Source organism: Lactimicrobium massiliense (assembly GCF_900343155.1).
GTDB classification, from domain to species: domain Bacteria; phylum Bacillota_I; class Bacilli_A; order Erysipelotrichales; family Erysipelotrichaceae; genus Bulleidia; species Bulleidia massiliensis.
In genome coordinates, this window is the sequence record NZ_OUNG01000004.1 from 68,554 (window position 1) to 89,529 (window position 20,976).

The 20,976-nt window shown below is 50.0% G+C and carries 18 protein-coding genes and 1 tRNA gene; 5 read left to right on the forward strand and 14 right to left on the reverse strand.

What is annotated here, in order from left to right:
• The first annotated feature begins 412 nt into the window (after window positions 1–412).
• Complete coding sequence (locus DHU66_RS08175; protein ID WP_108775464.1) at window positions 413–1,684, forward strand: DDE-type integrase/transposase/recombinase; 1,272 nt, start codon at window positions 413–415, stop codon at window positions 1,682–1,684.
• Window positions 1,685–1,789: 105 nt separating this feature from the next.
• Here DHU66_RS08175 and DHU66_RS08180 read toward each other — a convergent pair whose 3' ends face one another.
• The 8 genes from DHU66_RS08180 to DHU66_RS08215 form a co-directional block, all read right to left on the reverse strand.
• Entirely contained in the window at window positions 1,790–2,254 is a 465-nt protein-coding gene (locus DHU66_RS08180; RefSeq protein ID WP_108775465.1) for an RrF2 family transcriptional regulator, read from the reverse strand.
• A gap of 79 nt (window positions 2,255–2,333) precedes the next feature.
• Entirely contained in the window at window positions 2,334–2,558 is a 225-nt protein-coding gene (locus tag DHU66_RS08185; RefSeq protein WP_108775466.1) for a heavy-metal-associated domain-containing protein, read from the reverse strand.
• Window positions 2,555–5,125 (reverse strand): heavy metal translocating P-type ATPase, encoded by a 2,571-nt coding sequence (locus DHU66_RS08190; RefSeq protein WP_108775467.1) that lies wholly within the window; start codon window positions 5,123–5,125, stop codon window positions 2,555–2,557. Before DHU66_RS08190 ends, DHU66_RS08185 begins: the two co-directional genes overlap by 4 nt.
• 14 nt (window positions 5,126–5,139) lie before the next feature.
• Entirely contained in the window at window positions 5,140–5,442 is a 303-nt protein-coding gene (locus tag DHU66_RS08195; protein WP_209451787.1) for a metal-sensing transcriptional repressor, read from the reverse strand.
• A gap of 131 nt (window positions 5,443–5,573) precedes the next feature.
• Entirely contained in the window at window positions 5,574–6,353 is a 780-nt protein-coding gene (locus DHU66_RS08200; RefSeq protein ID WP_108775469.1) for a type III pantothenate kinase, read from the reverse strand.
• A 19-nt stretch (window positions 6,354–6,372) separates the two neighbouring features.
• Window positions 6,373–7,017, reverse strand: coding sequence for an ECF transporter S component (locus DHU66_RS08205; protein WP_108775470.1), 645 nt, complete (start codon window positions 7,015–7,017; stop codon window positions 6,373–6,375).
• Window positions 7,018–7,163: 146 nt separating this feature from the next.
• Window positions 7,164–7,379, reverse strand: a complete 216-nt coding sequence (locus tag DHU66_RS08210) for a hypothetical protein (RefSeq protein WP_108775471.1) — start codon at window positions 7,377–7,379, stop codon at window positions 7,164–7,166.
• Between the two features lie 134 nt (window positions 7,380–7,513).
• Window positions 7,514–9,031, reverse strand: coding sequence for a radical SAM/SPASM domain-containing protein (locus DHU66_RS08215; RefSeq protein ID WP_108775472.1), 1,518 nt, complete (start codon window positions 9,029–9,031; stop codon window positions 7,514–7,516).
• Between the two features lie 287 nt (window positions 9,032–9,318).
• Here DHU66_RS08215 and DHU66_RS08220 point away from each other — a divergent pair, with 287 nt between their 5' ends.
• Window positions 9,319–10,182: a YitT family protein gene (locus DHU66_RS08220; RefSeq protein WP_108775473.1), complete on the forward strand. Its 864-nt coding sequence runs from the start codon at window positions 9,319–9,321 to the stop codon at window positions 10,180–10,182.
• On the opposite strand, the gene DHU66_RS08225 is transcribed toward DHU66_RS08220, so the two are convergent.
• Together DHU66_RS08225 and DHU66_RS08230 are read right to left on the reverse strand one after the other, a co-directional pair.
• Window positions 10,170–10,772, reverse strand: coding sequence for a hypothetical protein (locus tag DHU66_RS08225; protein ID WP_108775474.1), 603 nt, complete (start codon window positions 10,770–10,772; stop codon window positions 10,170–10,172). The genes DHU66_RS08220 and DHU66_RS08225 overlap by 13 nt on opposite strands.
• Before the next feature lie 114 nt (window positions 10,773–10,886).
• Window positions 10,887–10,962, reverse strand: a tRNA-Asn gene (locus tag DHU66_RS08230).
• 647 nt (window positions 10,963–11,609) lie between these two features.
• Between DHU66_RS08230 and DHU66_RS08235 the strand changes: the two genes are divergently transcribed.
• Genes DHU66_RS08235 through DHU66_RS08245 form a run of 3 tightly spaced genes read left to right on the forward strand, consistent with a single transcriptional unit; the run spans window position 11,610 to window position 14,652 of the window.
• A complete protein-coding gene (locus DHU66_RS08235) occupies window positions 11,610–12,785 on the forward strand; it encodes an SPFH domain-containing protein (RefSeq protein WP_108775475.1) in 1,176 nt (391 codons plus the stop codon).
• An 8-nt stretch (window positions 12,786–12,793) separates the two neighbouring features.
• Window positions 12,794–13,876, forward strand: coding sequence for a TFIIB-type zinc ribbon-containing protein (locus DHU66_RS08240; protein WP_108775476.1), 1,083 nt, complete (start codon window positions 12,794–12,796; stop codon window positions 13,874–13,876).
• The gene (locus DHU66_RS08245; RefSeq protein WP_108775477.1) at window positions 13,873–14,652 is read left to right on the forward strand and encodes a TPM domain-containing protein; all 780 of its coding nucleotides are present in this window, start codon (window positions 13,873–13,875) and stop codon (window positions 14,650–14,652) included. Before DHU66_RS08240 ends, DHU66_RS08245 begins: the two co-directional genes overlap by 4 nt.
• A gap of 21 nt (window positions 14,653–14,673) precedes the next feature.
• Here DHU66_RS08245 and DHU66_RS08250 read toward each other — a convergent pair whose 3' ends face one another.
• The 4 genes from DHU66_RS08250 to DHU66_RS08265 form a co-directional block, all read right to left on the reverse strand.
• Entirely contained in the window at window positions 14,674–16,548 is a 1,875-nt protein-coding gene (locus tag DHU66_RS08250; RefSeq protein WP_108775478.1) for a vWA domain-containing protein, read from the reverse strand.
• Complete coding sequence (locus DHU66_RS08255) at window positions 16,541–17,134, reverse strand: hypothetical protein (protein ID WP_108775479.1); 594 nt, start codon at window positions 17,132–17,134, stop codon at window positions 16,541–16,543. The genes DHU66_RS08250 and DHU66_RS08255 overlap by 8 nt, the downstream gene beginning before the upstream one ends.
• Window positions 17,131–19,041, reverse strand: a complete 1,911-nt coding sequence (locus tag DHU66_RS08260) for a P-loop NTPase family protein (protein ID WP_108775480.1) — start codon at window positions 19,039–19,041, stop codon at window positions 17,131–17,133. Before DHU66_RS08260 ends, DHU66_RS08255 begins: the two co-directional genes overlap by 4 nt.
• Window positions 19,042–19,120: 79 nt before the next feature.
• Complete coding sequence (locus DHU66_RS08265) at window positions 19,121–20,920, reverse strand: oleate hydratase (protein WP_108775481.1); 1,800 nt, start codon at window positions 20,918–20,920, stop codon at window positions 19,121–19,123.
• Window positions 20,921–20,976 lie beyond the last annotated feature (56 nt).

A 20,976-nucleotide genomic window follows, 5' to 3' on the forward strand; every position in this document is an offset into this window, starting at 1 on the left:
GATGACGGTTGTCCCCTTATTTAGCAAAATAATCGCTAACTTTTTCGGGGTGGGCGGTTATTTTTTTGATACGTTATGTGAGCTGATGCTCAATCCCAGCTTAACTGCTGTGATAGTCATGGTAATCAATCCAATGATTACCATAACAATTTCATAATCGCTCATAGGCTGTACCTCACAAACCCTGCCGGCATCATTGCCGGGAGGCATCTAAGGATGCTTTGATTTAAGAGGGACAACCGCCACCGTGTATGGTGATCCTGTTTACAGCAGACAAAATATCTGCTGTTTTTATTTTACCAAAAGCTATTTGTCATAGTTAAATGAAAATGTCCCACACGTGATCAAATGAAAATGTCCCATTGATTTCATGTTTCTTCCGAACTAATGCATTCATCTGGAGGTGATCCAGATGAAGAAGATCAAAGACAAAGTCAAGGCTCTGGAATTACTGCAGCAGAGGGATTCAAACCCAAAGATTACATGCCAGTGGATAGCTGATCAATGCGGTTACAGCAGGAAGCAGATTGAACGATTGTCTGCCGAAAGAAAGGAAAAGGATACGTCTGCTATCCTAACTCACGGCAATACCGGAAGAAAGCCGGCAACCACTGCCTCCGACCAAGAGATCAGGTACCTTGAGGGACTTAAGAAGACGTATCCGTCTATCACCATAGCACAATTCAGGGATATCTATCTGGAAGACGTCATCAGAAACAAGCATATGGAAGCTGACGTGGTGAAGTATGGACTGAAGGAACGCAGCAAATCCTGGTTCCGTGAACTGTTTGTCAGAGAAGGATGGAAGTCCCCTGCAGATAAACCGATCAGAATGGATGGCTCCCGCGTCACACATTCAACGAGGCCTCCAAGAGCACATATGGGAGAACTGGTACAGATTGATGGAACTCCTTACGACTGGTTCAATGACGGAAGAGACTATGTACTGCATCTTGCTGTGGATGATGCCAGTACCAGAGTGCTTGCAGGATACTTCATGCCTGAAGAATGTGCACGCGGATATGCCCGTATGATGAAGCTTGTTCTGGAAAATTACGGTATTCCGGAAGCGCTGTATTCGGATAAATTCTCAGTGTTTCGCAGCGTTAAGGCAGGTACACCGACACAGTTTGCCAGAATGATGGATAAGCTGGGAGTAACGATGATCTTTGCCAATTCTTCCCAGGCAAAGGGACGTGTGGAACGCTACAACGGCACCGCGCAGATGAGGCTCCCGAATGATTTGATTCGATGGAAGATTCCTCATAACTATGACCTTCTGAATGACTGGTTCAACAGGAAATATCGGCTCTATCTGAATATGAAATTCTCATATCCGGTGAAGGATCCGAACGATCTGTTCCGTCCAATACCCGCTGACTTCAACTCTTCAAAAATCTTCAGAGCTGAGTATCCGAGGCAGATCAGGAACAACGTATTCTCAATGGGAAACAGTCTGTATACAGCAGTAACAAGCGATGGAGAGGTAGTCCGCTTCAATCAGAAGCAGAGTATTACAGTTTATGAAGATGCGATCACTGAAGAGATCTACATTGAAAGATATGGAAAGCATTACACATGCATGAAGGTTGGGGAGCGGAAGCGCGACAGAATCTATTCAGTTAATAACGAGAAAGAACTTCAGAAAGTTCTCAATGAGATGGCGGAAGAAAAAACTAAATGATTGTGATACATCAAAGTTTTATAACAAGATGGGACATTTTCAAAAAATCTTAACATTTACCAAAAGCTATAGAAAAAGAATGCCAGCTATACTCTGACATTCTCTTCAGGCATCTACCTTGTTCTTGACTTTCACCGGGGTGACGATCTCCGGCACCTCCGGGAAGTTTTCATCCACAATGTCCTGGATCGTTGCAGCGGCAAACACTGACTCCATCATCCGCTGCACCTTCTTGTAATACTTGTGCATCGGGCAGTACGACGTTGCATATCTGCTGCAGTAGCCATCCGGCTCCAGACAGCGGTTGATGCAGATGGTCTCCTCCATCGCCTTCAGCACTTCCAGAACAGATATCTCACTGGCATCCCGGGCCAGCATATACCCGCCATTGCTGCCAAGTTTCACCTTCACAAGGCCCCCATCACGCAGTTTCCGCAGAATCTTCTGGGTATGCTCAACAGTATGAAAACCAAGCTTCTCGGTCATTTCTACCGAAGTTACGCACCGCTTTGCCTCTGCCAGAAACAGCATGCACCGGATCCCATAATCAGTTTCAAGATTTAATTGCATTCCTTACTCCCCGCCGTGCAAATATACACCTTGAAGGTACGAATTACCAGTACTGATTTGGACATTCCCGTGAAACTGCTCAATGAAATACAGGATCTTTGATAGAAATCAGCTCATACCCTGCCTGGCGCACAGCCTCCTTCAGATCTGCTTCACTTGTCTCCGGAATACACATGATCCAGGCCTGATTCGTATTAAAATCCGCCCCGGCATCACTCACCCCCGGCACATTGCGCAGACAGTTGGCCACCCGCACCTCGCAACAGGAACACATCATCCCCCGCAATTGCAGGATCTTCTTCATTCGATGCCTGTGACCTGGTAGTCCTGATCTTCGACCGCCTTCTTGAGCGCAGCATTATCCACATCCTTGCTCAGCTCAACAACCGCTGTCTTGGCATTGCGGTCTGCCTTTGCACTGACAACACCATCCACAGACTCCAGCGCCTTCTTCACACGCGCCTCGCAATGCTCACACATCATTCCATCCACATGCAGTACCTTTTCCATCTTGTTATCCTCCTTATCTGTACCAAGATCTGTATCTTTCTTTTCCGTATGGAAATCTTCATCATTCAGTGTCACTTTATCCTTCATCGCATGATCCCTGTCAGTTCTGCGCATATTGAACAGATTCAGGCGCAGGGCATTCATGCATACCGTAAAGCTGGACAGCGACATAGCTGCCGCACCAACCATCGGATTCATCTTCCATGCATACAGGCCGGCTGCCAGCGGAATGCAGATCACATTGTAGAAGAATGCCCAGAACAGATTCTCATGAATATTCCGCAATGTTGCCCGCGACAGTCTGACTGCCGCTGCCACATCTGACAGCTTGCTGTTCATCAATACCACATCTGCACTGTCAATTGCCACGTCCGTACCCGCACCAATCGCAATGCCGGTATCTGCCCTTGTCAATGCCGGGGCATCATTGATGCCATCACCGACCATTGCAACCTTGCCATACTTCTGCAGGCGACGGATCTCAGCTTCCTTGCCATCCGGCAGGACACCCGCAATCACATGATCCACATTTGCCCTGGCGGCAATTGCTTTTGCAGTTCTTTCGTTATCACCTGTAATCATGACAACTTCAATGCCAAGATTCTTCAATTCATTGACTGCCTGAGCAGAATCCGGCTTGATCGTATCTGCCACGGCAATCATACCAAGCAGCTTGCCATCCCGGGCAAAGAACAGCGGTGTCTTGCCCTGGCCAGCCAGCTCTTCACTTGCCTTGCGCAAAGCAGAAGGAATCTCTGCGACTGTACCAATATACTTCTGTGAGCCGCCAGAAAGCTGCTTGCCATCCAGCACGGCCTGTAAGCCATGGCCGCTGAGCGCCTTGAAGTCACGCACTTCAGCCAGTTTCACATGATCCGCTTCTGCCTTTTCACGAATGGCAGCTGCCAGCGGATGCTCTGAATGATTCTCCAGCGCATAGGCTGTCTGCCAGAGATCTGCTTCACTGACACCATCCGCTGCCACAACATCTGTCACTGCCGGCTTGCCGGTTGTGATCGTACCTGTCTTATCCAGCGCAATGATCTGGGTGCGGCCGGCATTCTCCAGTGCCTCACTTGTCTTGAAGAGAATGCCATTCCTGGCACCCATGCCATTGCCAACCATGATCGCTACCGGTGTTGCAAGACCAAGTGCACAAGGGCAGGAAATGACCAGTACAGAGATCGCTCTTGCCAGGGCAAACGGCAGTGTCTGTCCGGCTATCAGCCAGCCCACAAGCACCAGAGCAGCGATGATGATCACCGCCGGCACAAAGATGCCGGATACCTTGTCCGCAATACGGGCAATCGGCGCCTTGGTCGCAGCCGCATCAGAAACCATGTGAATAATCTGAGACAATGTTGTATCTTCACCAACACGGGTAGCCCGTGCCTTGATGAAGCCGGACGTATTGATCGTTGCGGCACTGACGGTATCATTGACCTGCTTATCAACCGGAATACTCTCACCCGTCAAAGCAGACTCATCCACCGCAGTGGTGCCTTCAATAATCACACCATCCACCGGGATGCTCTCACCAGGCCTGACCACAAACACATCGCCGGTCTGCACTTCTTCAATGCCGACTTCCACTTCCTGGCCATTGCGCATCAGCACAGCCTTCTTCGGCGCCAGTTTCAACAGACTCTTTAACGCATCGGTCGTACGGCCCTTGCTGATAGATTCCAGCAGCTTGCCAACCGTAATCAAAGCCGGAATCATCGCGGCACTTTCATAGTACAGCTCATTGTGATACACGCTCATGATGCTGGCAGGATCTGCACCCTGTGCATACATACCGGCAATCTCATACGTCACAAACAATGACCATCCGAAGGATACCGAAGAACCAAGTGCCACCAGGGTATCCATGTTCGGAGCGCCATGAATCAACGAATTGAAACCGGAAGTAAAGAACTTACGGTTGATATACATCACAATCAGCGCCAGATACATCTGCGTCATGGCCAGCGCCATGTGATTATGCACAAACCATGCCGGCAGCGGCCAGTTCCACATGTTATGACCCATGGAGATATACATCAAAGCTGCCAGGAAGACGATCGACCAGATCAGCCGCTTCTTCAATACCGGTGTTGTTCTGTCCTTTAATGCATCCTCTTCAGTCGCAATCTCACTCTGTGCAGACTGCTTTGCCTCGGCGCCTTTCCTTTTCGCACCATAACCGGCATTCTCAACTGCCTTGATAATTGACGCATCATCTGCCGTACCTTCCACACCCATGCTGTTGGTCAGCAGTGACACCGAGACACTCTTGACGCCTGGCACCTTGGCAACTGCCTTTTCCACACGGTTCTGGCATGCTGCACATGACATTCCCGTTACAATATACTGTTCCATACACGACTCTCTTTCTATTTCATCAGCTTCTGCAGCAGTGTCACCAGTTCATCCACTGCCTCATCCTTGCCGGCGCGGATATCATCCGCCACACAGCCCTTGATGTGACATGCCAGCAGCACCTTGTTGAAGCTGTTCAAAGCACTCTGCACCGCCGAAACCTGCACGAGAATATCCGGACAGTACATATCATTCTCAACCATCTTCTCAATACCGCGGATCTGTCCCTCAACACGCTTCAGACGCACAAGCAGGTCTTTCTTTTCCTGCTCACTGCGCAGCACCTTGCGCGTACTGCATGCACATCCTTTCTCCATTCCTTCCATATCTCCTATACCCCACCGGGGTATCTCCCTTCACGGCAATTGTTATATACCCCCATAGGGTATCTGTCAACAAGCTTGCACTAAAAAACAGAAACCAGAATTCACCTGATTTCTGTCTATCTTTACTTCTGATTCAGATTGTAGATCATGCGCATCCCCTTGAATGCCACATCCGGATCATACGTATCAATCGCATGCGTATTTGATGCAATCATCCGGCCAAGACCACCGGTAGCCACCACCGGACAGTCCGTATGCAGGGCATGCTTCATCATCGCAATGACTTTTTCAACCCCGCCAAGATAGCTGTACATCACGCCTGCCTGCATGCCTGACACCGTATTCTTTGCGAGAATACCGGATGGCATCTGCAGAGCAATGCCCGGCAGCTTGGCTGTATTGTTTTTCAAAGCCTGTGCACAGATATCAAGGCCAGGCGCAATCAGCGTATAGGCAAAGATTCCCTCTGCAGAGACATAGTCATAGGTTACGGCTGTGCCAAAGTCTGCCACAATTACCCCCTGGGGGTACATGGCATGCCCATAGGCCGCATTGACAATCCGATCAGCACCAATCTCACGTGGGTTGTCAGTGCGCACCGAGATCCCGGTACGAATACCCGGTCCCACCACAAGCGCATCCAGATCAAAATACTTCTTCACACAGCTGACAAGGGCATGTAGTGCATCCGGCACCACACACGAAATGATGGCACCGGCCACCTGCTTTCTGTCAATCCCGGCATCCTGCAGGAAATCCCGCACCGCCAGCCAGTATTCGTCCGCCGTACGCGGCATCAGAGAGCTCAGCCGTATCGTAAAGATAATCTTTTCCTCATCCATCAAGCCAATGCGTACATGTGTATTGCCGGCATCAATCGCCAATAGGTATCCGTGCATCATTTCTCCTCATACTGCCAGCTCAGGCAGTTCTTTCCATGAGTCCCATGCGTACCGCACTGGGGGCCAGTGCCCTGACCAGCACCGGAATCACAACACCTGCCAGGATGGCCTCCAGAACCATGTTGCTGGAGACAACGCCAAGCAGAAGCACAACAAGCCCCTGCATGCCGGTGCCAAGGGCACTGGCATACTGCGGGCCAAAGAAGATATAGATTCCGCCAAGTACGCCAGCCGTATGCAGAACGGTATTGATCACAGCACTCAAAGCTGCTGCCGGTACACTCTTATGCATCAGGCGCAGAAACAGCCGGTACAGATAGCCGGACAGCACGCCAAGCAGGATTCTCGGCACAAAGCAGATCAGCAGCGAAGCAAAGTTGCCGGAAACACCGCCGACGGTAATAAACGGAGAGAAGACAAAGGATGTCACACTCGGCTCCATGGTGGCACGGATCAATGATGTCATGCCAAAGACGAAGCCAAGCCCTGCACCAAAGGCGGGACCGCCCAGGATGCCTGCCAGAATAACCGGCAGATGCATGGTCGTGATGGAAAGACCTGCCATGGGAATGTAGCCGATGGGCGTAAAGGCCATCAGGACCTCAATGCCCGCGAAGAAAGCTGCCAGCGTCATCCGCTGAATTCTCTGTTTGTTTTTTGTCATGTTTACCTCCTGCCGCTCCATTGCTGGATGCAGCGAACCAAAACAGAAATGGCCAAAAACAAAGATCAATGTCCATCTGGATCATTGTCTTTCTGACCGCATTTCATTATAGCCCCATTCAAAAAGGAAGAGCCATCAACTCTTCCTCAGCATTTCTTTTCCAGTTTCTTTTTATCACAATACAGATAAATGGTGCCGATCACCAGGGAGGCAGCACCCAGGATCAAAGGCAGAATGGCAGCGCGAAATGACAGGGAGACCACCTGCATGAAGACTGTCACAAAGAACACCAGTGCCATCACATAGTGCAGAACGGCAGCTCTTTCATATCTTGTCAGTTTTTTCTCCACTCTCTTTTTCATACAATTCTGTTTCCTGTACCCTTTTTTATAACCTTGAAACATAGCAAACGCAACTGGAAACATCACGCCGCAATACAGATCCATCACTCTGATAAAAAAAGAGAATCCCGCAGGACTCTCTTCGTATGCATCAATCAAGCGCGGTTGTTCTGTTCCGGTGCATTGATGTCAATATCAATGTGGTTGGTGCCATCAGCGTGCTCAAAGGCAGCCAGTTCCGGATGTTCACGCTTCTCAGCTGTGTAGTTCTCATAAGCAGGCTTCTTATGCTTCTCTTCTGCCCACTCCTTGTCAGCTACCGGCTTCCATGCAGCGGCATACGGACGGCACTTGTCGCACAGATGCTCAACACTCTCCGGAGACTCGATGTTGGTCTGATGGGCATCTGTCTTGTGAACCATCTCAACAAGCAGATCCGGGTTTTCCAGCATCGGGCACGGTCTCAGATGGTTGCGGTTGAACGGCTGGCCTTCATGGTATGCCATGAACAGCGGGCTCTGCAGCATCTCCAGGATCGTGTTGTTCTTGATGTTGGTGTTGGAGAAGTGAATGAAGACACACGGCTCCGCATCACCATTGGAGTTGATGTGGAAGTAGTTTCTGCCGCCGGCAATGCATCCGCCGACAAACTCACCATCGTTCTGGAAGTCCATCGGGAAGAACTGGATGTCGGATGTCTCAGAACGAACCTCACGGATTCTCTTGATCATGTAAGTTCTCTGCTCTGGTGTCGGCATCAGCTCAGGCACAGCATTGTTGCCAACCGGCATCAGATGGAAATAGAAGCCATAGTGGGCACCCTTGGAAGCCAGCATATTGAAGAAGTCATCACTTGTGACTGCATCAATGTTGTCCTTTGTATAGCAGATGGATGTGCCGAAGATAATGCCATACTTATGCAGCAGGTCCATTGCCTTCATGACAGCATCATAGTGGCCATTGCCGCGGCGCTCATCATTTGTCTTCTCAGAGCCTTCAATAGAAAGCATGTAGGAGATATTGCCAAGCTGCTGAATTCTCTTGCAGACATCCTCATTGATCAGTGTGGAGTTGGAATACAGGACGAAGAAGCAGTCATTGTGCTTCTCAGCCAGTTTCTCAATATCCTTCCACTTTACCATCGGCTCACCGCCGGTCATCATATACAGATGCGGACCAAGCTCCTTGCCTTCGGTGACGATCTTATCCATCTCATCAAAAGTCAGAGAGCTCTTGTGACCGTAGGTGCCGCTCCAGCAGCCGATGCAGTGCATATTGCAGGCACTGGTCGGATCAAACAGGATGAGCCAGGGAATGTTGCAGTTATACTTCTGACGGTTCTCACGAATCATCTTCGTGCCGCGGAAGAAAGACTCATAGCCCAGATTCAGCAGCATCATCTTTGCATAATGCGGATCCGCATCATCAATCATGCTGTTGATCATCTTCATCCAGCGGTTATCAGGATTGGAAACATACTTCCGGACTCTCTCAAATGTCTCCGGCTTTGCGTCCTTGTAGAACTTCTCAGCCATGTCGACAATCTTCAGATATACTTCTGAACGCTCCTGGTAATCCTTTGTATTCTTTACCTTCTTTACAAGCTGGTCTGCAACCAGAGACACAGCCTGTCTCTCTGCTGCATGCGAGATATTTTCCTTCATTGATGCCATATCGTTCTCTCCCCTCTATCCATATATGGCTGTATGACAAGGCCATATATACAGGTTATCGCTCATTATTTTGTCACATTGTCCACAAAATGGCATCTACATTTTGCGCGACTTGTCAAATCTGTACCGCCTGTCACAACTTCTTTGCAAATGTATAGGCTTACAGGACAAACAAAGCGATTCTGTACACATAGCACACTAAAGAAATATGCATTGACTTTCCAGCATTTTGCCCATTTGCCAAACCTCGAAACAAAAGTACAATAAGCTGGATTGCGGGAGGCTCTATGAAACAAGTCAAATCCATTCTGATTATTATTCTTGGCAATATGCTCTATGCCCTCAGCGTCCAGCTGTTCCTGGTCCACTCCGGCCTGCTGACCGGCGGCACCACCGGTATCGCTCTGGCTGTCAATGCCATCAGCGGTTTCTCCGTCTCCCTGTTTGTTCTGATTTTCAATATCATCATGCTCATCCTGGGATGGCTTGTACTGGGAAAGAAATTCGCCCTGACAACCATTCTTTCCACCTTTGTCTACCCGTTATCCCTGTCCCTGTTTGAACAGACACTGAAAAACACCGTATTGACCACCACACCGATCTTAAATGCCATCTTTGCAGGCCTTGGCATCGGCCTCTCCCTTGGCCTGGTCATCCGTGAAGGTGCCTCCACCGGCGGCATGGATATCCCGCCGCTCATTCTCAACAAGCTCTTTAACCTGCCCGTATCTGCCACCATGTATGCTTTTGACTTTGCCATCCTGATCTTCCAGGCTTTCCTGCACACCCCGGAAGAAGTGCTCTATGGCATCCTGATCGTACTGATCTACACCCTCACACTGGATAAGCTGCTGTTATCCGGCACCGCAAAAACAGAAGTGAAAGTGATCTCCGAAAAGACGGATGAAATCCGGCAGGCAATCCTGCAGGAAATGGACCGCGGCGTCACCATGCTGGATGCCAAAGGCGGCTATGGACAGGAACAGCAGGAACTGCTGCTCTCCATCATCTCCAACCGCGAACTGCCCGCCATCGAAAAAATTATTCGCCGCATGGACCCGGCTGCCTTTGTCATCGTCTCCCGTGTTTCACAGGTAGAAGGTCGCGGCTTCACCATGAAAAAGAAATATCCAGACCATCACGCCAGATGAGAATACAGAAGAGAAAGCTGGCAATGCACAGAAGAAAGACGGATCCGGCCATACAGACAGACCGGATGAACGCCTTCGGTAATCACGCGTGCATCCTTTGCCACCATGTTCTCTTCTTTTTTCATGACCGCATCCATCCGCACAGACAAATCGCCCTTCAGGATACCGGCACAGCGATGTTTCTCCATCACCACAACCTCCCGATCAGAAAGAATCAGTGTCAAGCTCCCACAGCGCAGCACCATTCCACCCGCAAAAGGAAACGGTGTCCGGGAAACAATATGGCATTCATAGCGTTTCTCTCCCTGCACCAGCCAAATCTTCTCACTGGCATGCAAAACAGATGAAACACTCTCATCCACACTGCCCAGATCAAAATGCACAAGCAGCCGCACCAGTACAAAAAGCAGGAAGAAACCGCCCGCGCAGGCAAGAAACCATATCTGGAAAACAGACAAAACAAGAGAAATCACCACCCCAAGCTGTGCCAGCACATCTGTTGTCATATATCGATTGGCTGACAAAAACATCCCGGTATGATCCAGCCGGTTCCATGGAATTCGATATTCTTCATTCAAATCATTTTCCATATCCACTAGTATACTTCACCCAAAGTACCTGCCGGCATGCATCTGGCTCTTTCCTGTTCCAATCATCCTACATCGCAAAAAAGAGAATCAGCATTTTCAGCCAATTCTCTTTGATGGCGCCTTAAACAGGGCTCGAACCTGTGACACCCTGGTTAACAGCCAGGTGCTCTGCCGACTGAGCTATTAAGGCGTGCGTTAATAGTATACGGCACTGCAACCCATCTTGCAACAAATATTTTTCATTTTTCAAATCACAAATATTTTTCATTTTTCAAATCAGCCGCATTATGCTCCACCGATGCGCAGATTTTTACATAAAACTAACACATATTGCCGTTTCCACTTTACAAGCACCTCTCAAATCTTTTCAAATTCAGGCAGGGAACTCAGTTCTTTCCAGAGCATATAAAAATGGCAGGCAGTTTATTGTCTACTGTGGATCACCAGTACGGTGGCGGTTGGTTCCCTCCAATGCACGCACATGAAGTTAGAAGCGTGATGTCCCTTCTATCACGATGCCAGGCATCAGGAGGCGGAGCCTATGAGTCCTTATGAGATCATCATTGTTGTCATACAGACAGCCATGTTAGTGATACAGGCCATATCACTTGGATCAAATAACGATTCAAAAAAAAGACCGCATGATCATTCCGAGCGATTAGCGGCCTGCTAGTTAATCGGAGGGGTCACCCGTCATCGGCGGTCCTTTTCCATCTGTATTCTAATAAATCTCCAGGTTCACCGCAAGCCATGCGGCGCTAGTGGGATTGAATTCAGAAGACGGCTTTGCTAGTCTAATGGTAAACAAAGTCCAGTTATCTGGCAAAGGAGACGATCATGGGATTTATTCTTGCAGCAGCGATGTCCGCAGGTTCTGTACTGCGTGATCAGTGGAAGGAATATTTCAGTGTAGATGCACTTGGAGATGATGTCATTGCCGTCAAGTGCACTAAGAAAGGCAGAGGCTTCAACCATGGCAATGACAATGTCATTACCAATGGTTCTACCGTTGCCGTTGCCGATGGTCAGTGCATGATCATTGTGGAACAGGGACAGGTTGTTGATATTGTCGCAGAGCCTGGTATCTACACCTATGACAATACGGTGGCACCATCCATTCTGTGCGGTGATCTTGGCAAAGGCATCAAAGCCGCCTTCAATGAATTTGGCAAACGCTTTACCTATGGCGGTCAGGCTGCTGTTGACCAGCGCATCTACTGCTTCAACACGAAGGAAATGACCGGCCAGAAGTTCGGCACACCCAATCCGGTTCCGTTCCGTGTCATTGATGCCAGAGCGGGCATTGACATCGATATCTCTGTACGCTGCTTTGGCTCCTATTCCATCCGGATTGCAGATCCGATCCGCTTCTATACTAACAACGCCGGCAACTTCAAGGATGAATACAGAGTGGACGAAATCTCCGGCCAGCTGAAATCTGAGCTGCTGAATGTCCTGCAGCCAGCCTTTGCAAAAATTTCTGAAACAGGCATCCGCTATTCCCAGCTGCCTGGCAAGACCGTTGAACTGACCAATGCTGTTAAAGAGCAACTGAAGGATTCATGGAGTGCAAAGCGCGGCATTGCCATTGATTCTGTTGCCATTGCAAGCATCTCTGCAGATCCGGAAGATGAAAAGATGCTCAAGCAGATGCAGCGCAATGCGGCCTATACCGATCAGAATCTGGCCGCAGCTACGCTTGTCGGTGCCCAGGCACAGGCAATGCAGGATGCAGCCAATAACAGCAATGGCGCTGCTATGGGCTTCATGAGCATGAATATGGCAGGCTCCGGCACCAGTGCCAGCCAGTTGTACCAGCAGGCAGCCGCAAATAACACTGCAAATACAGCTGCCAATACATGGACCTGTCCAAACTGCGGCACCACAAATACCGGCAACTTCTGTTCCAAGTGTGGAACAAAACGGCCATCCGGCAAGTGGATCTGTCCGACCTGCCACCAGGAAAACACTGGCAGTTTCTGCTCTAACTGCGGCACAAAGAAACCTGCGTGAGTCAGACAATGAGTGAATCCGTTGTCAATTACAAATGTCCCAACTGCGGCGGGCCGCTGCATTTTGACAGCAAGTCACAGAAACTTGTCTGTGACCACTGCGGCTCTTCCTTTTCTCCGGATACATTCAAAGAAAAAGAGTCACCCACGCAGACGGACACAGAAATTCATGTCACTGCCCCTGACACCTTCAGCAAGGACGAAATCAAGCACTTAAAAGCATATACATGTCCTTCCTGCGGTGCGCAGATCATGTGCGATGAAAACACAGCCGCCACAAGCTGTCCGTATTGTGACAATCCCACCCTGATACCATCCCAGTTTGCCGGCAGTCTGCGTCCCTCTTCTGTTCTGCCTTTTCAGCTGAACAAGAAAGATGCAGAAGACAAGCTTGCTTCATTCTACAAAGGCAAGCCGTTCCTGCCCAAGGCATTCCGCAATGATAACCACATAGAAGACATCAAAGGTGTCTATGTTCCCTTCTGGCTGTATAACGGCACAGTTGCCATCCAGGCAGCCTATGAAGCCACCCGCACCAGAGTCTTTGTGCAAGGGGATGATCAGATCACAGAAACGAGCCACTTCCATCTTGATCGGGAAGGCACGATGCAGTTTTCCCGTGTCCCAGCCGATGCTTCCAGCAAGATGCCGGATGAATTCATGGATGCCCTGGAACCTTATGACTTCCAGCAGCTCAGGCCATTTGAAATGTCCTACATGGCAGGCTATCTTGCGGACCGCTATGACGTCGATGAAAACAAGGACTTTCCACGGGCCAAAACCCGCATGGAACATTCCACCTGCAGAGCCTGTCAGGAATCATGCATCGGTTATGAAACATGTATTCCTATCCACGAAAATACCCAGACAGCCAGAACTGGTACAGATTACATCTTTCTGCCAGTATGGCTGCTTGCCACACGGTATCATGGCAAGCCCTACCTGTTTGCCATGAACGGCCAGAATGGCAGAATGGTCTCTGATGACCTTCCCCTGGACTGGACAAAGGTGATTCTCACCTTTGTGATCATTACCGCCGCACTGATGGTGGTCATGTTCCTGCTGATCAGTGCCATCGGAGGTGCCGCATGAAGAAACTGCAGAAAATCCTGATTGCAGTAATGCTGTGTGTTCTGAGCATCATTCCGGGTCATGCAGACAATACAGAATGGGTAAAAGATGATGCAGGTGTTCTCACCCAGGAAGAAATAGATGCCCTGAACAGCCAGATTCAGACCATAACAGACACCAGTAAGGTTGGCATCTATATCCGCCTGAAACCGGATATGGATGGTTCTGCATCGATTGAAGACTATGCTGAAACTATCTATACAGGTGAAGATCTTGGTATCGGCAATGATCATGACGGCCTGCTGCTGGTGATGTCCTTTGATCAGAGAGACTATGATCTTGCTGCATACGGCAGCAGGGCAAATGATATCTTTACAGACCATGCAAAGGATCAGATCGAAGATGAGATGCTTGCTTACTTCCGCCAGGATGACTGGTATGATGGCCTGGACGCAATGTTATCGGAGACAGAGTATCAGCTGCAGATGTATTCACCCATGTCTGAGCAGAATGCAGGCAGCAGATCTGCAGGCTTTTCCGGCTTCGACCTGTTTCTATTGTTTGGTGTGCCGCCGCTTCTTGCATTATTGATTGTGTGGGCCATTGCTTCCCGCAACAAAACAAAAGGCATCGCCGTTTCCGCCGATGCCTATGCCACAGGTCATCTGAACCTGACAAGAAGGCAGGATATCTTCACCCATATTACCCGGACTGTTACACACATTCCCCGCAATGATGACCATGGCGGCACCAGTGTCAACAGCTCTGGCTTCTCACACTCATCAGGCAAGTTCTAAGCCGTGCATCCGCACGGTTTTTTATTTTGAATGGTGAAAGATGGATACCATCTGTCTGGCCACTGCTGCCATCAGCACAGATGGAAGATCATCCGTCTTTGTGCCAAGGAACGTACCATGATCAGAGAAGATAAAGTCAAAGATTCTGCGTGCCTCCGGATCGTCCGGACCGATCTCAATTGCCTGAATCTCCACACCTTTCTTCTTTAACTTCTCCACGGTCTTTCTGGCAGCACCAGGAAACGAAGAGGCACCATCTGTCACTTCAAACAGCAGCCGGATCCGTTTGCCGCTTTCAATTTCACGCTCCTGGATCGGCGTAATCTGTTTCAGCACCTCCTGCAGGCAGGCACCATCATCCGTAGAACCCCCATCCCCACGCAGACGGGTAACAGAAAGCATCGTATCCGCTTTTTTCTTGAACCCGGCATCATCAAAAGACATCACCCGATGGCTTCCCGAGCCAAACAGCCACGTTTCAATCTGCACCTTTGTCTGCTGATGCGTCCTAGCCGCATTCGCATCCAGAAACTGCTGGAAATCCTGCAGTGACAGCAGCACAATCGCCAGTGCTTCCCGGGCACTTTCCAGCTTCCCAGAACGCATCGATCCTGAATTGTCAATCACAAACGAAATATCCAGATACTGCGGCAGAACTTTCGGCACAGACACAAGCAGATCATTCGCAAAGATATGCAGATCACGGTAATTCTGTTTCTGCTGTGCCTCCACAAAGTCACACCATGACCCAATCAGCTCGTCCACATCCAGATAGCCCTTGCTCTGGCCGGTCTGCCTGATGCTGACCTGACGGCCAGCCTCACCAAACAGCTTCTGCCAGAACTGTTTCATCTTCTGCCTTGCAGGCTGTACCTGATGCTCATAATGCGTAAACAGGGCAAGATCATCCGACTGTACGCCAAATGCTTCAAGTTCCTTCTGCCCATGGGTTTTCGCTGCCACTGCCTTCTTCATCTGGCTCTGTTCCAGCTGCTGCAGCATGTTTTTCTTATGATCTGCGCTCATAGCAGGACCATGGGACTTCTTCGCATTTTTCTGCGGCTCACTCTGTTCACTGCGTGATGCAGTTTTCGCCAGCTTCATGCGGCTGATATCACTCTCAAACAGCATCACCCAGCCCGGTACAAGAAACGTCTGAAACAGATCATTCCGCTCCTTGATCCCCTGCTGATCCAGCACTTCCTGCAGCACAGAATGCCGCAGGAAATCATAGCGGCTCATGCCAAGCACGCTTTCCTGCAGAAAGTCCTTCAGCTGCGGATTGGAAATGCTGTCCGGGCCATCGTATTCCACCTGCAACAATGCACCGCCAAGATCCTCATGCGTGCGTACATCATCATTTTCCTGCGGAAAGCCGCCCTCCCACAGCAGCATCTTCCCGATCTTCTGCTTCATGACAGCCTCACGATATACCGGCGCCTTCATCTGCACCAGCAGATCTGATACCCAGATATCCACGGCATCCAGAAACGCAGACAGCGCATTCTGCACGCTGGCATACACAATCGAAGGCGCATAGCCAGGATCATCCTGTAAGCCAAAAGAAGCCGCCTTCTGCAGATAGCAGGACGTGATCTTCTCACATGCGTTTTCAAACTGCTCTGTCCGGTGCAGATACAGGGAAGGATACTTCTGCTCATCCGGATAGAGTGCCAGTGTACTGTACAGATGATACAGCAGCTCACTTTCATCCAGGCCTTTGTCCTGAAAGAAGGCAAGCGGCACAATGACCCGCTGCTCATCAGGCAGCAGCACAAAGGTTTCCTGCTGATCAGACACTTCATACATCAGCCGCTGATCACCAGAAAACAGTGTTAACATCCGCTGCTCTTTGGCCAGCAGCGCCTCACATGTTTCCTTCGTGATCTCACCCATACAGTTTCACCTTCATCAGCTTTTCAACCGTATCAATTCTTGCATAAGACAGCCGCTGCACACCGCCATCCAGATCACGGATCAAACACGACGAATCACTCTCCAGAATGCCATTGTCACACAGTACGTCAGTAAACAATGGCACCGGGCGGCATGTCCATGTACCAAGATTCTTTTCCTGCAGATACACACTGCCCTCATCCGTGAATACAAAGCACACTTTCCCATTCTGCAGCGTCATGATTACATTGCCATTGCGACCCGGAATCTCAGCCGGCGGATCCGCAATGTCCTCCAGTTCTGTATCCTTCAGTTTCTCACACAGCGCATACACAGATGAATCCAGATCACACTCCTTCAGATGTGAAAGATCCTTCACTACCACTTCTTTCGCTGCGCAAAGATCCTTTGTCATCAACGCCTTCTGCCGATACTGCGGCAATGCCTCTTCCAGCATCTTCATCTCTTCTTTCCACAGCGTATCCAACTGCTCTGCAAAAGAAGAATCCATCATGCCGGTACGCATCTCTGCATGCAGCTTCTTACGCAATACAGAAATCTGTTTTTTCAGCTCCGGCGGTGTCATTTCTGCATTCCCAGACTGTCCAGAATCGCAGCGCCGTGTTCCAGATCGCGGATCTTTCCATCCTGTGCCATCAGATCCTTTGCCTGCATGTCAACATCTTCATCAATCTCAATCTTTCCGGCAAATTCATCCGACAAAGATTTCCTAGCCGGTCCTTTGCCAAACAGCAGTGTCACGACATCCTGGCGGGACAGATGTTCCAGCGGTGCAATCTCGTGGCTGTATGCCGCCGTACGGATATCCTCCATCGTCAATCCTGCTTCGCCCTTGGATCTGGCTGGTACATGCCAGCCGTCATTGTCCGCAAAGAAACCATAGCGCACCGCCAGAGACAACAGCAGATTGCGGTCATCATTGTTTGTCACCGAAGAAAGGAAGCCATACCAGAGTGCCATGGACAGATCCATCTCTTCCCCAAAGTTCCATGTATCCAGAACATGGATGATACTGCGGATAGACAGCACTGCCTCGTTGAGCACCGGCACATCCCCGTTTTCACTGACAGAGCTTCTGCCCTCAAAGATCAGCTGTGACATGCGTGCAAGCTGCGCAAACCGCCACAGGGCATCTATACTGAGAGAAGGAACCGGCAGATCCAGGCTGCCGTCATCATTGCACAGATGTTCCATGACCAGCCGGAACAATTCATTCTGGCCTGGATCTTTCTGCTGTGCCAATGTACCTTCCGTACTCTGCGGCACATAGTTATAGGCAATCGTGGTAAAGCGGGACTGAAAGGCCGGATTGAGCACATTGGTGCCTTCATAGGACACGGTGCCGGTAGACAGATTGCCCGTCCCGATCAGACAGAACCCGTCCGCAATCTTCACCGTGCCAATACCGGTAATATAGGCAGACTGACCGGCATGATGCTGCAGAATATCATTCAAAGCAATCAGATTCGGCATGGCAATCGTATTGATCTCATCAATGATGATCGGCCTGCCTTCCTTCAATGCCTTCAGTACTTCTTTTTCGACTTTCTCTACAACCGTGCCAAAGCCGCTGTTCTCATTGATATACATGCTGGAATACGTCTTCCATCCTGCTAACATCAGCTCCATCTGCTGCTGCGGATTCATCGCATCAAGCCGTTCCTTGTTCGCTTCCAGGAACTGCTCAAAGTCATTCAGCAGGCCATTGAGCTGCTCCCCATACGATTCTGTTGAGCCTGCATGGGCAAGCTTCAATGTCTTCTCAGCAAACATATCCTGGGCCGTCAGATTGTGAGAACCGGAAATAAAGTATGGATGGCATGGCGTATTCTGCACCTGCTTTTCAATGTCAGGATACACCTGGCAGAACCAGGCAAGTTCATCGCTGCGTGATGCACCGGGATGTGCATCACGCCATGCAAGCAGGCTTTTCTGCAGCAAAGACATCCGCAGACGGTGCTGCATCTGCTCCTGGCTTGCCTCCAGGGCAAGCTGGGTCTTGCCGCTGCCAAGATGTCCGACAAGATAGACCGGAATGCCCGCTGACAGAGAATCTGAGATCTGTTTCATGGCCCGCTGCAGGTATGGCACTTTTACAAGGCGGCCATCCCGTTCATCATTGATATCCTGCAGAATCTGGCGGGCATGCAGTACATAGAAGGCATCAGGATCAATGGCAGCCATCGCTTCTTCCTGTTTCCGCAGGCCCAGAAGCCTGCCTGCATGCCGGCGGCTGGCCGCAGTCGAACGGCGGATGCCATTCACACTGTAACTGCGCGAGCTTTCCTGTTCCATCTGTAACAGCAGCTGCTCATATGCCTGCTCCATCGCAATCTCATCCAGCCGGTTGGCGGCCTGTTTCTGACTCCTGCGGACATACTCCGCATAGGCTTTGCCAACCTCAGTATGATCCTCATCACCAGAGCGCAGGCACGCCCGTCTTCTCTGTTCCACCACTGACAGTTTTTCCATGATCATTCTCCTTCATAAACACAAGAAAGCACCGGCTGCAGATGAAAGTGCTCTCATACAGCAGCCGGCGCCAAATAACTCAGATAATGTGATATTCCTTGAGCATCAGCTCAATATCCGTACCCTTGATCTTCTTCTCAATCTGCTTTCTCACAAGCAGCGGCAGCTTGATCTCAGGCTTTTCACCATCCAGCATCTCACTTGCTGCATTGAGCAGATAGCGGATGTCATAGCGGCTGGCAAAGACTTCCGGCACAGCTCTTTCCACACCAGTCAGAATGTAGACAGCTTCCATAGCTGTACGTCCGGAATACTCAATGGTAAATACGGTATCACGGCCCGGCTCATCCAGAGTCTCGGCAAACTGGCCAAGGAAGGCAAAGTTCACAGCATTCTTCGGAACAACATACGGTCTGTCACCAAAGGCACGCGGCATGAACATACTGGTGATGAACGGCATCATGACCGGAATCGCATGGCATGTATCAGCCAGCTCTGGAATCTGATCCACCGGTGCACCAATGTGATACAGCCACTCTTCGGTAATCTCACGGCCGGTACTCTCCTGCATGGACTTCTTGATGTAGTTGCCTGGCGTATCAACGAACAGGCCATATACCCAGACCTCAAAATCCTTTTCAGGCTGGCCATAGTACTGTTCCTGACGGTTGATCGTCCAGCTCATCAGCCAGCCGGAATCCTTGGCCGTCACAATACCGCCGGTGCAGATATGTCCGCCATACGGAGAACGCTTGGTGATATTTTCAACCAGCTTGACAATGCGCGGATCAGAAACGGTGATCGTGCAGCTCTCCCACTTGGACTTCTGGGGATTGCCGCAGAACTTGTCAGGATGGCCGAATTCATCAGACTGTCTGGCAATGTTCTTCCACATCTCCCAGCAGCCGCCCAGCTTCGGATCCCACGGTGCCGGCTTGTCGGTAGAACCATAGGAAGAAGACTCCGTCATGGAACCATTTGTAATGAAGCACAGATCATTGTCAGTCAGATCAATGCTGCAGTCATTGCCATCCTTATCATGGGCAACAATCCTGCGGGCAGCCTTCTTGGTATCGGTGATCTCAAACTCCACATTGGTCACTGTCACGCCATACCTGAAGTTGCAGCCGGCAGCCTTGAGATAATTGATCATCGGGGTGACAAAGTCTGTGAACTGGTCACGGCGGCAGAACTGCAGGGCAGAAAGATCAGCCAGACCGCCGACATGATGGATGAAGCGGTTCATATACAGCTTCATCTCAAGGGCACTGTGCCAGTTTTCAAAGGCAAACATCGTCCGCCAGTAGCACCAGAAATCAGAATGCAGCAGATCATCCGAGAAGATTTCCTCAATGGACTTGTCCTGCAGCGATTCATCACTCATCATCAGGAAGTTAGCCAGTTCCATGGCATTCTTCTGACCAAGGTTGAACTTGCCATTGTCATAGCGCTTGCCGCAGTCTGTCGTAATACGGCAGTTGGAGAAGTTCGGGTCATCCTTGTTGATGTAATAGAGATGATCCAGCACAGACACATTCGGATCCTCTACAGATGGCAGAGAATGGAACAGGTCCCACAGAACTTCGAAGTGATGGCCCATTTCACGGCCGCCTCTGGCAACATAACCAATATTCGACATGACCTTGCCATCCAGGCAGCCGCCCGGCAGATCAAGCTGTTCCAGAAATGTGATCTTGGAGCCGTCCATGTGCGCATCACGGACCAGGAAGCAGCCTGAAGCCAGTGCACCAATACCAGTGCCAATCAGATATGCCCGTTTGTCATCAATGCCCTTCGGCTTGCGGGTATGAATCAATGCATCATAATCACCAGAATAGAAATGCAGTCTTGGATCTTTTGATTTGATATGATAGTCCATCTTGACCTCCTTGTTTGCATATCGTTTGTACCTGTATGATATCGGTTTCAGCCTCA

What these genes read in the sequence shown, in the direction of transcription:
- DHU66_RS08195 (WP_209451787.1), bottom strand. Translation starts at nt 5,442, where the DNA reads ATGGAGAAAGGATGTGCATGCAGTACGCGCAAGGTGCTGCGCAGTGAG.
- DHU66_RS08240 (WP_108775476.1), top strand. Translation starts at nt 12,794, where the DNA reads ATGAGTGAATCCGTTGTCAATTACAAATGTCCCAACTGCGGCGGGCCG.
- DHU66_RS08260 (WP_108775480.1), bottom strand. Translation starts at nt 19,041, where the DNA reads ATGGAAAAACTGTCAGTGGTGGAACAGAGAAGACGGGCGTGCCTGCGC.
- DHU66_RS08245 (WP_108775477.1), top strand. Translation starts at nt 13,873, where the DNA reads ATGAAGAAACTGCAGAAAATCCTGATTGCAGTAATGCTGTGTGTTCTG.
- DHU66_RS08265 (WP_108775481.1), bottom strand. Translation starts at nt 20,920, where the DNA reads ATGGACTATCATATCAAATCAAAAGATCCAAGACTGCATTTCTATTCT.
- DHU66_RS08210 (WP_108775471.1), bottom strand. Translation starts at nt 7,379, where the DNA reads ATGAAAAAGAGAGTGGAGAAAAAACTGACAAGATATGAAAGAGCTGCC.
- DHU66_RS08215 (WP_108775472.1), bottom strand. Translation starts at nt 9,031, where the DNA reads ATGGCATCAATGAAGGAAAATATCTCGCATGCAGCAGAGAGACAGGCT.
- DHU66_RS08180 (WP_108775465.1), bottom strand. Translation starts at nt 2,254, where the DNA reads ATGCAATTAAATCTTGAAACTGATTATGGGATCCGGTGCATGCTGTTT.
- DHU66_RS08185 (WP_108775466.1), bottom strand. Translation starts at nt 2,558, where the DNA reads ATGAAGAAGATCCTGCAATTGCGGGGGATGATGTGTTCCTGTTGCGAG.
- DHU66_RS08225 (WP_108775474.1), bottom strand. Translation starts at nt 10,772, where the DNA reads ATGGAAAATGATTTGAATGAAGAATATCGAATTCCATGGAACCGGCTG.
- DHU66_RS08250 (WP_108775478.1), bottom strand. Translation starts at nt 16,548, where the DNA reads ATGGGTGAGATCACGAAGGAAACATGTGAGGCGCTGCTGGCCAAAGAG.
- DHU66_RS08255 (WP_108775479.1), bottom strand. Translation starts at nt 17,134, where the DNA reads ATGACACCGCCGGAGCTGAAAAAACAGATTTCTGTATTGCGTAAGAAG.
- DHU66_RS08190 (WP_108775467.1), bottom strand. Translation starts at nt 5,125, where the DNA reads ATGGAACAGTATATTGTAACGGGAATGTCATGTGCAGCATGCCAGAAC.
- DHU66_RS08220 (WP_108775473.1), top strand. Translation starts at nt 9,319, where the DNA reads ATGAAACAAGTCAAATCCATTCTGATTATTATTCTTGGCAATATGCTC.
- DHU66_RS08205 (WP_108775470.1), bottom strand. Translation starts at nt 7,017, where the DNA reads ATGACAAAAAACAAACAGAGAATTCAGCGGATGACGCTGGCAGCTTTC.
- DHU66_RS08175 (WP_108775464.1), top strand. Translation starts at nt 413, where the DNA reads ATGAAGAAGATCAAAGACAAAGTCAAGGCTCTGGAATTACTGCAGCAG.
- DHU66_RS08200 (WP_108775469.1), bottom strand. Translation starts at nt 6,353, where the DNA reads ATGATGCACGGATACCTATTGGCGATTGATGCCGGCAATACACATGTA.
- DHU66_RS08235 (WP_108775475.1), top strand. Translation starts at nt 11,610, where the DNA reads ATGGGATTTATTCTTGCAGCAGCGATGTCCGCAGGTTCTGTACTGCGT.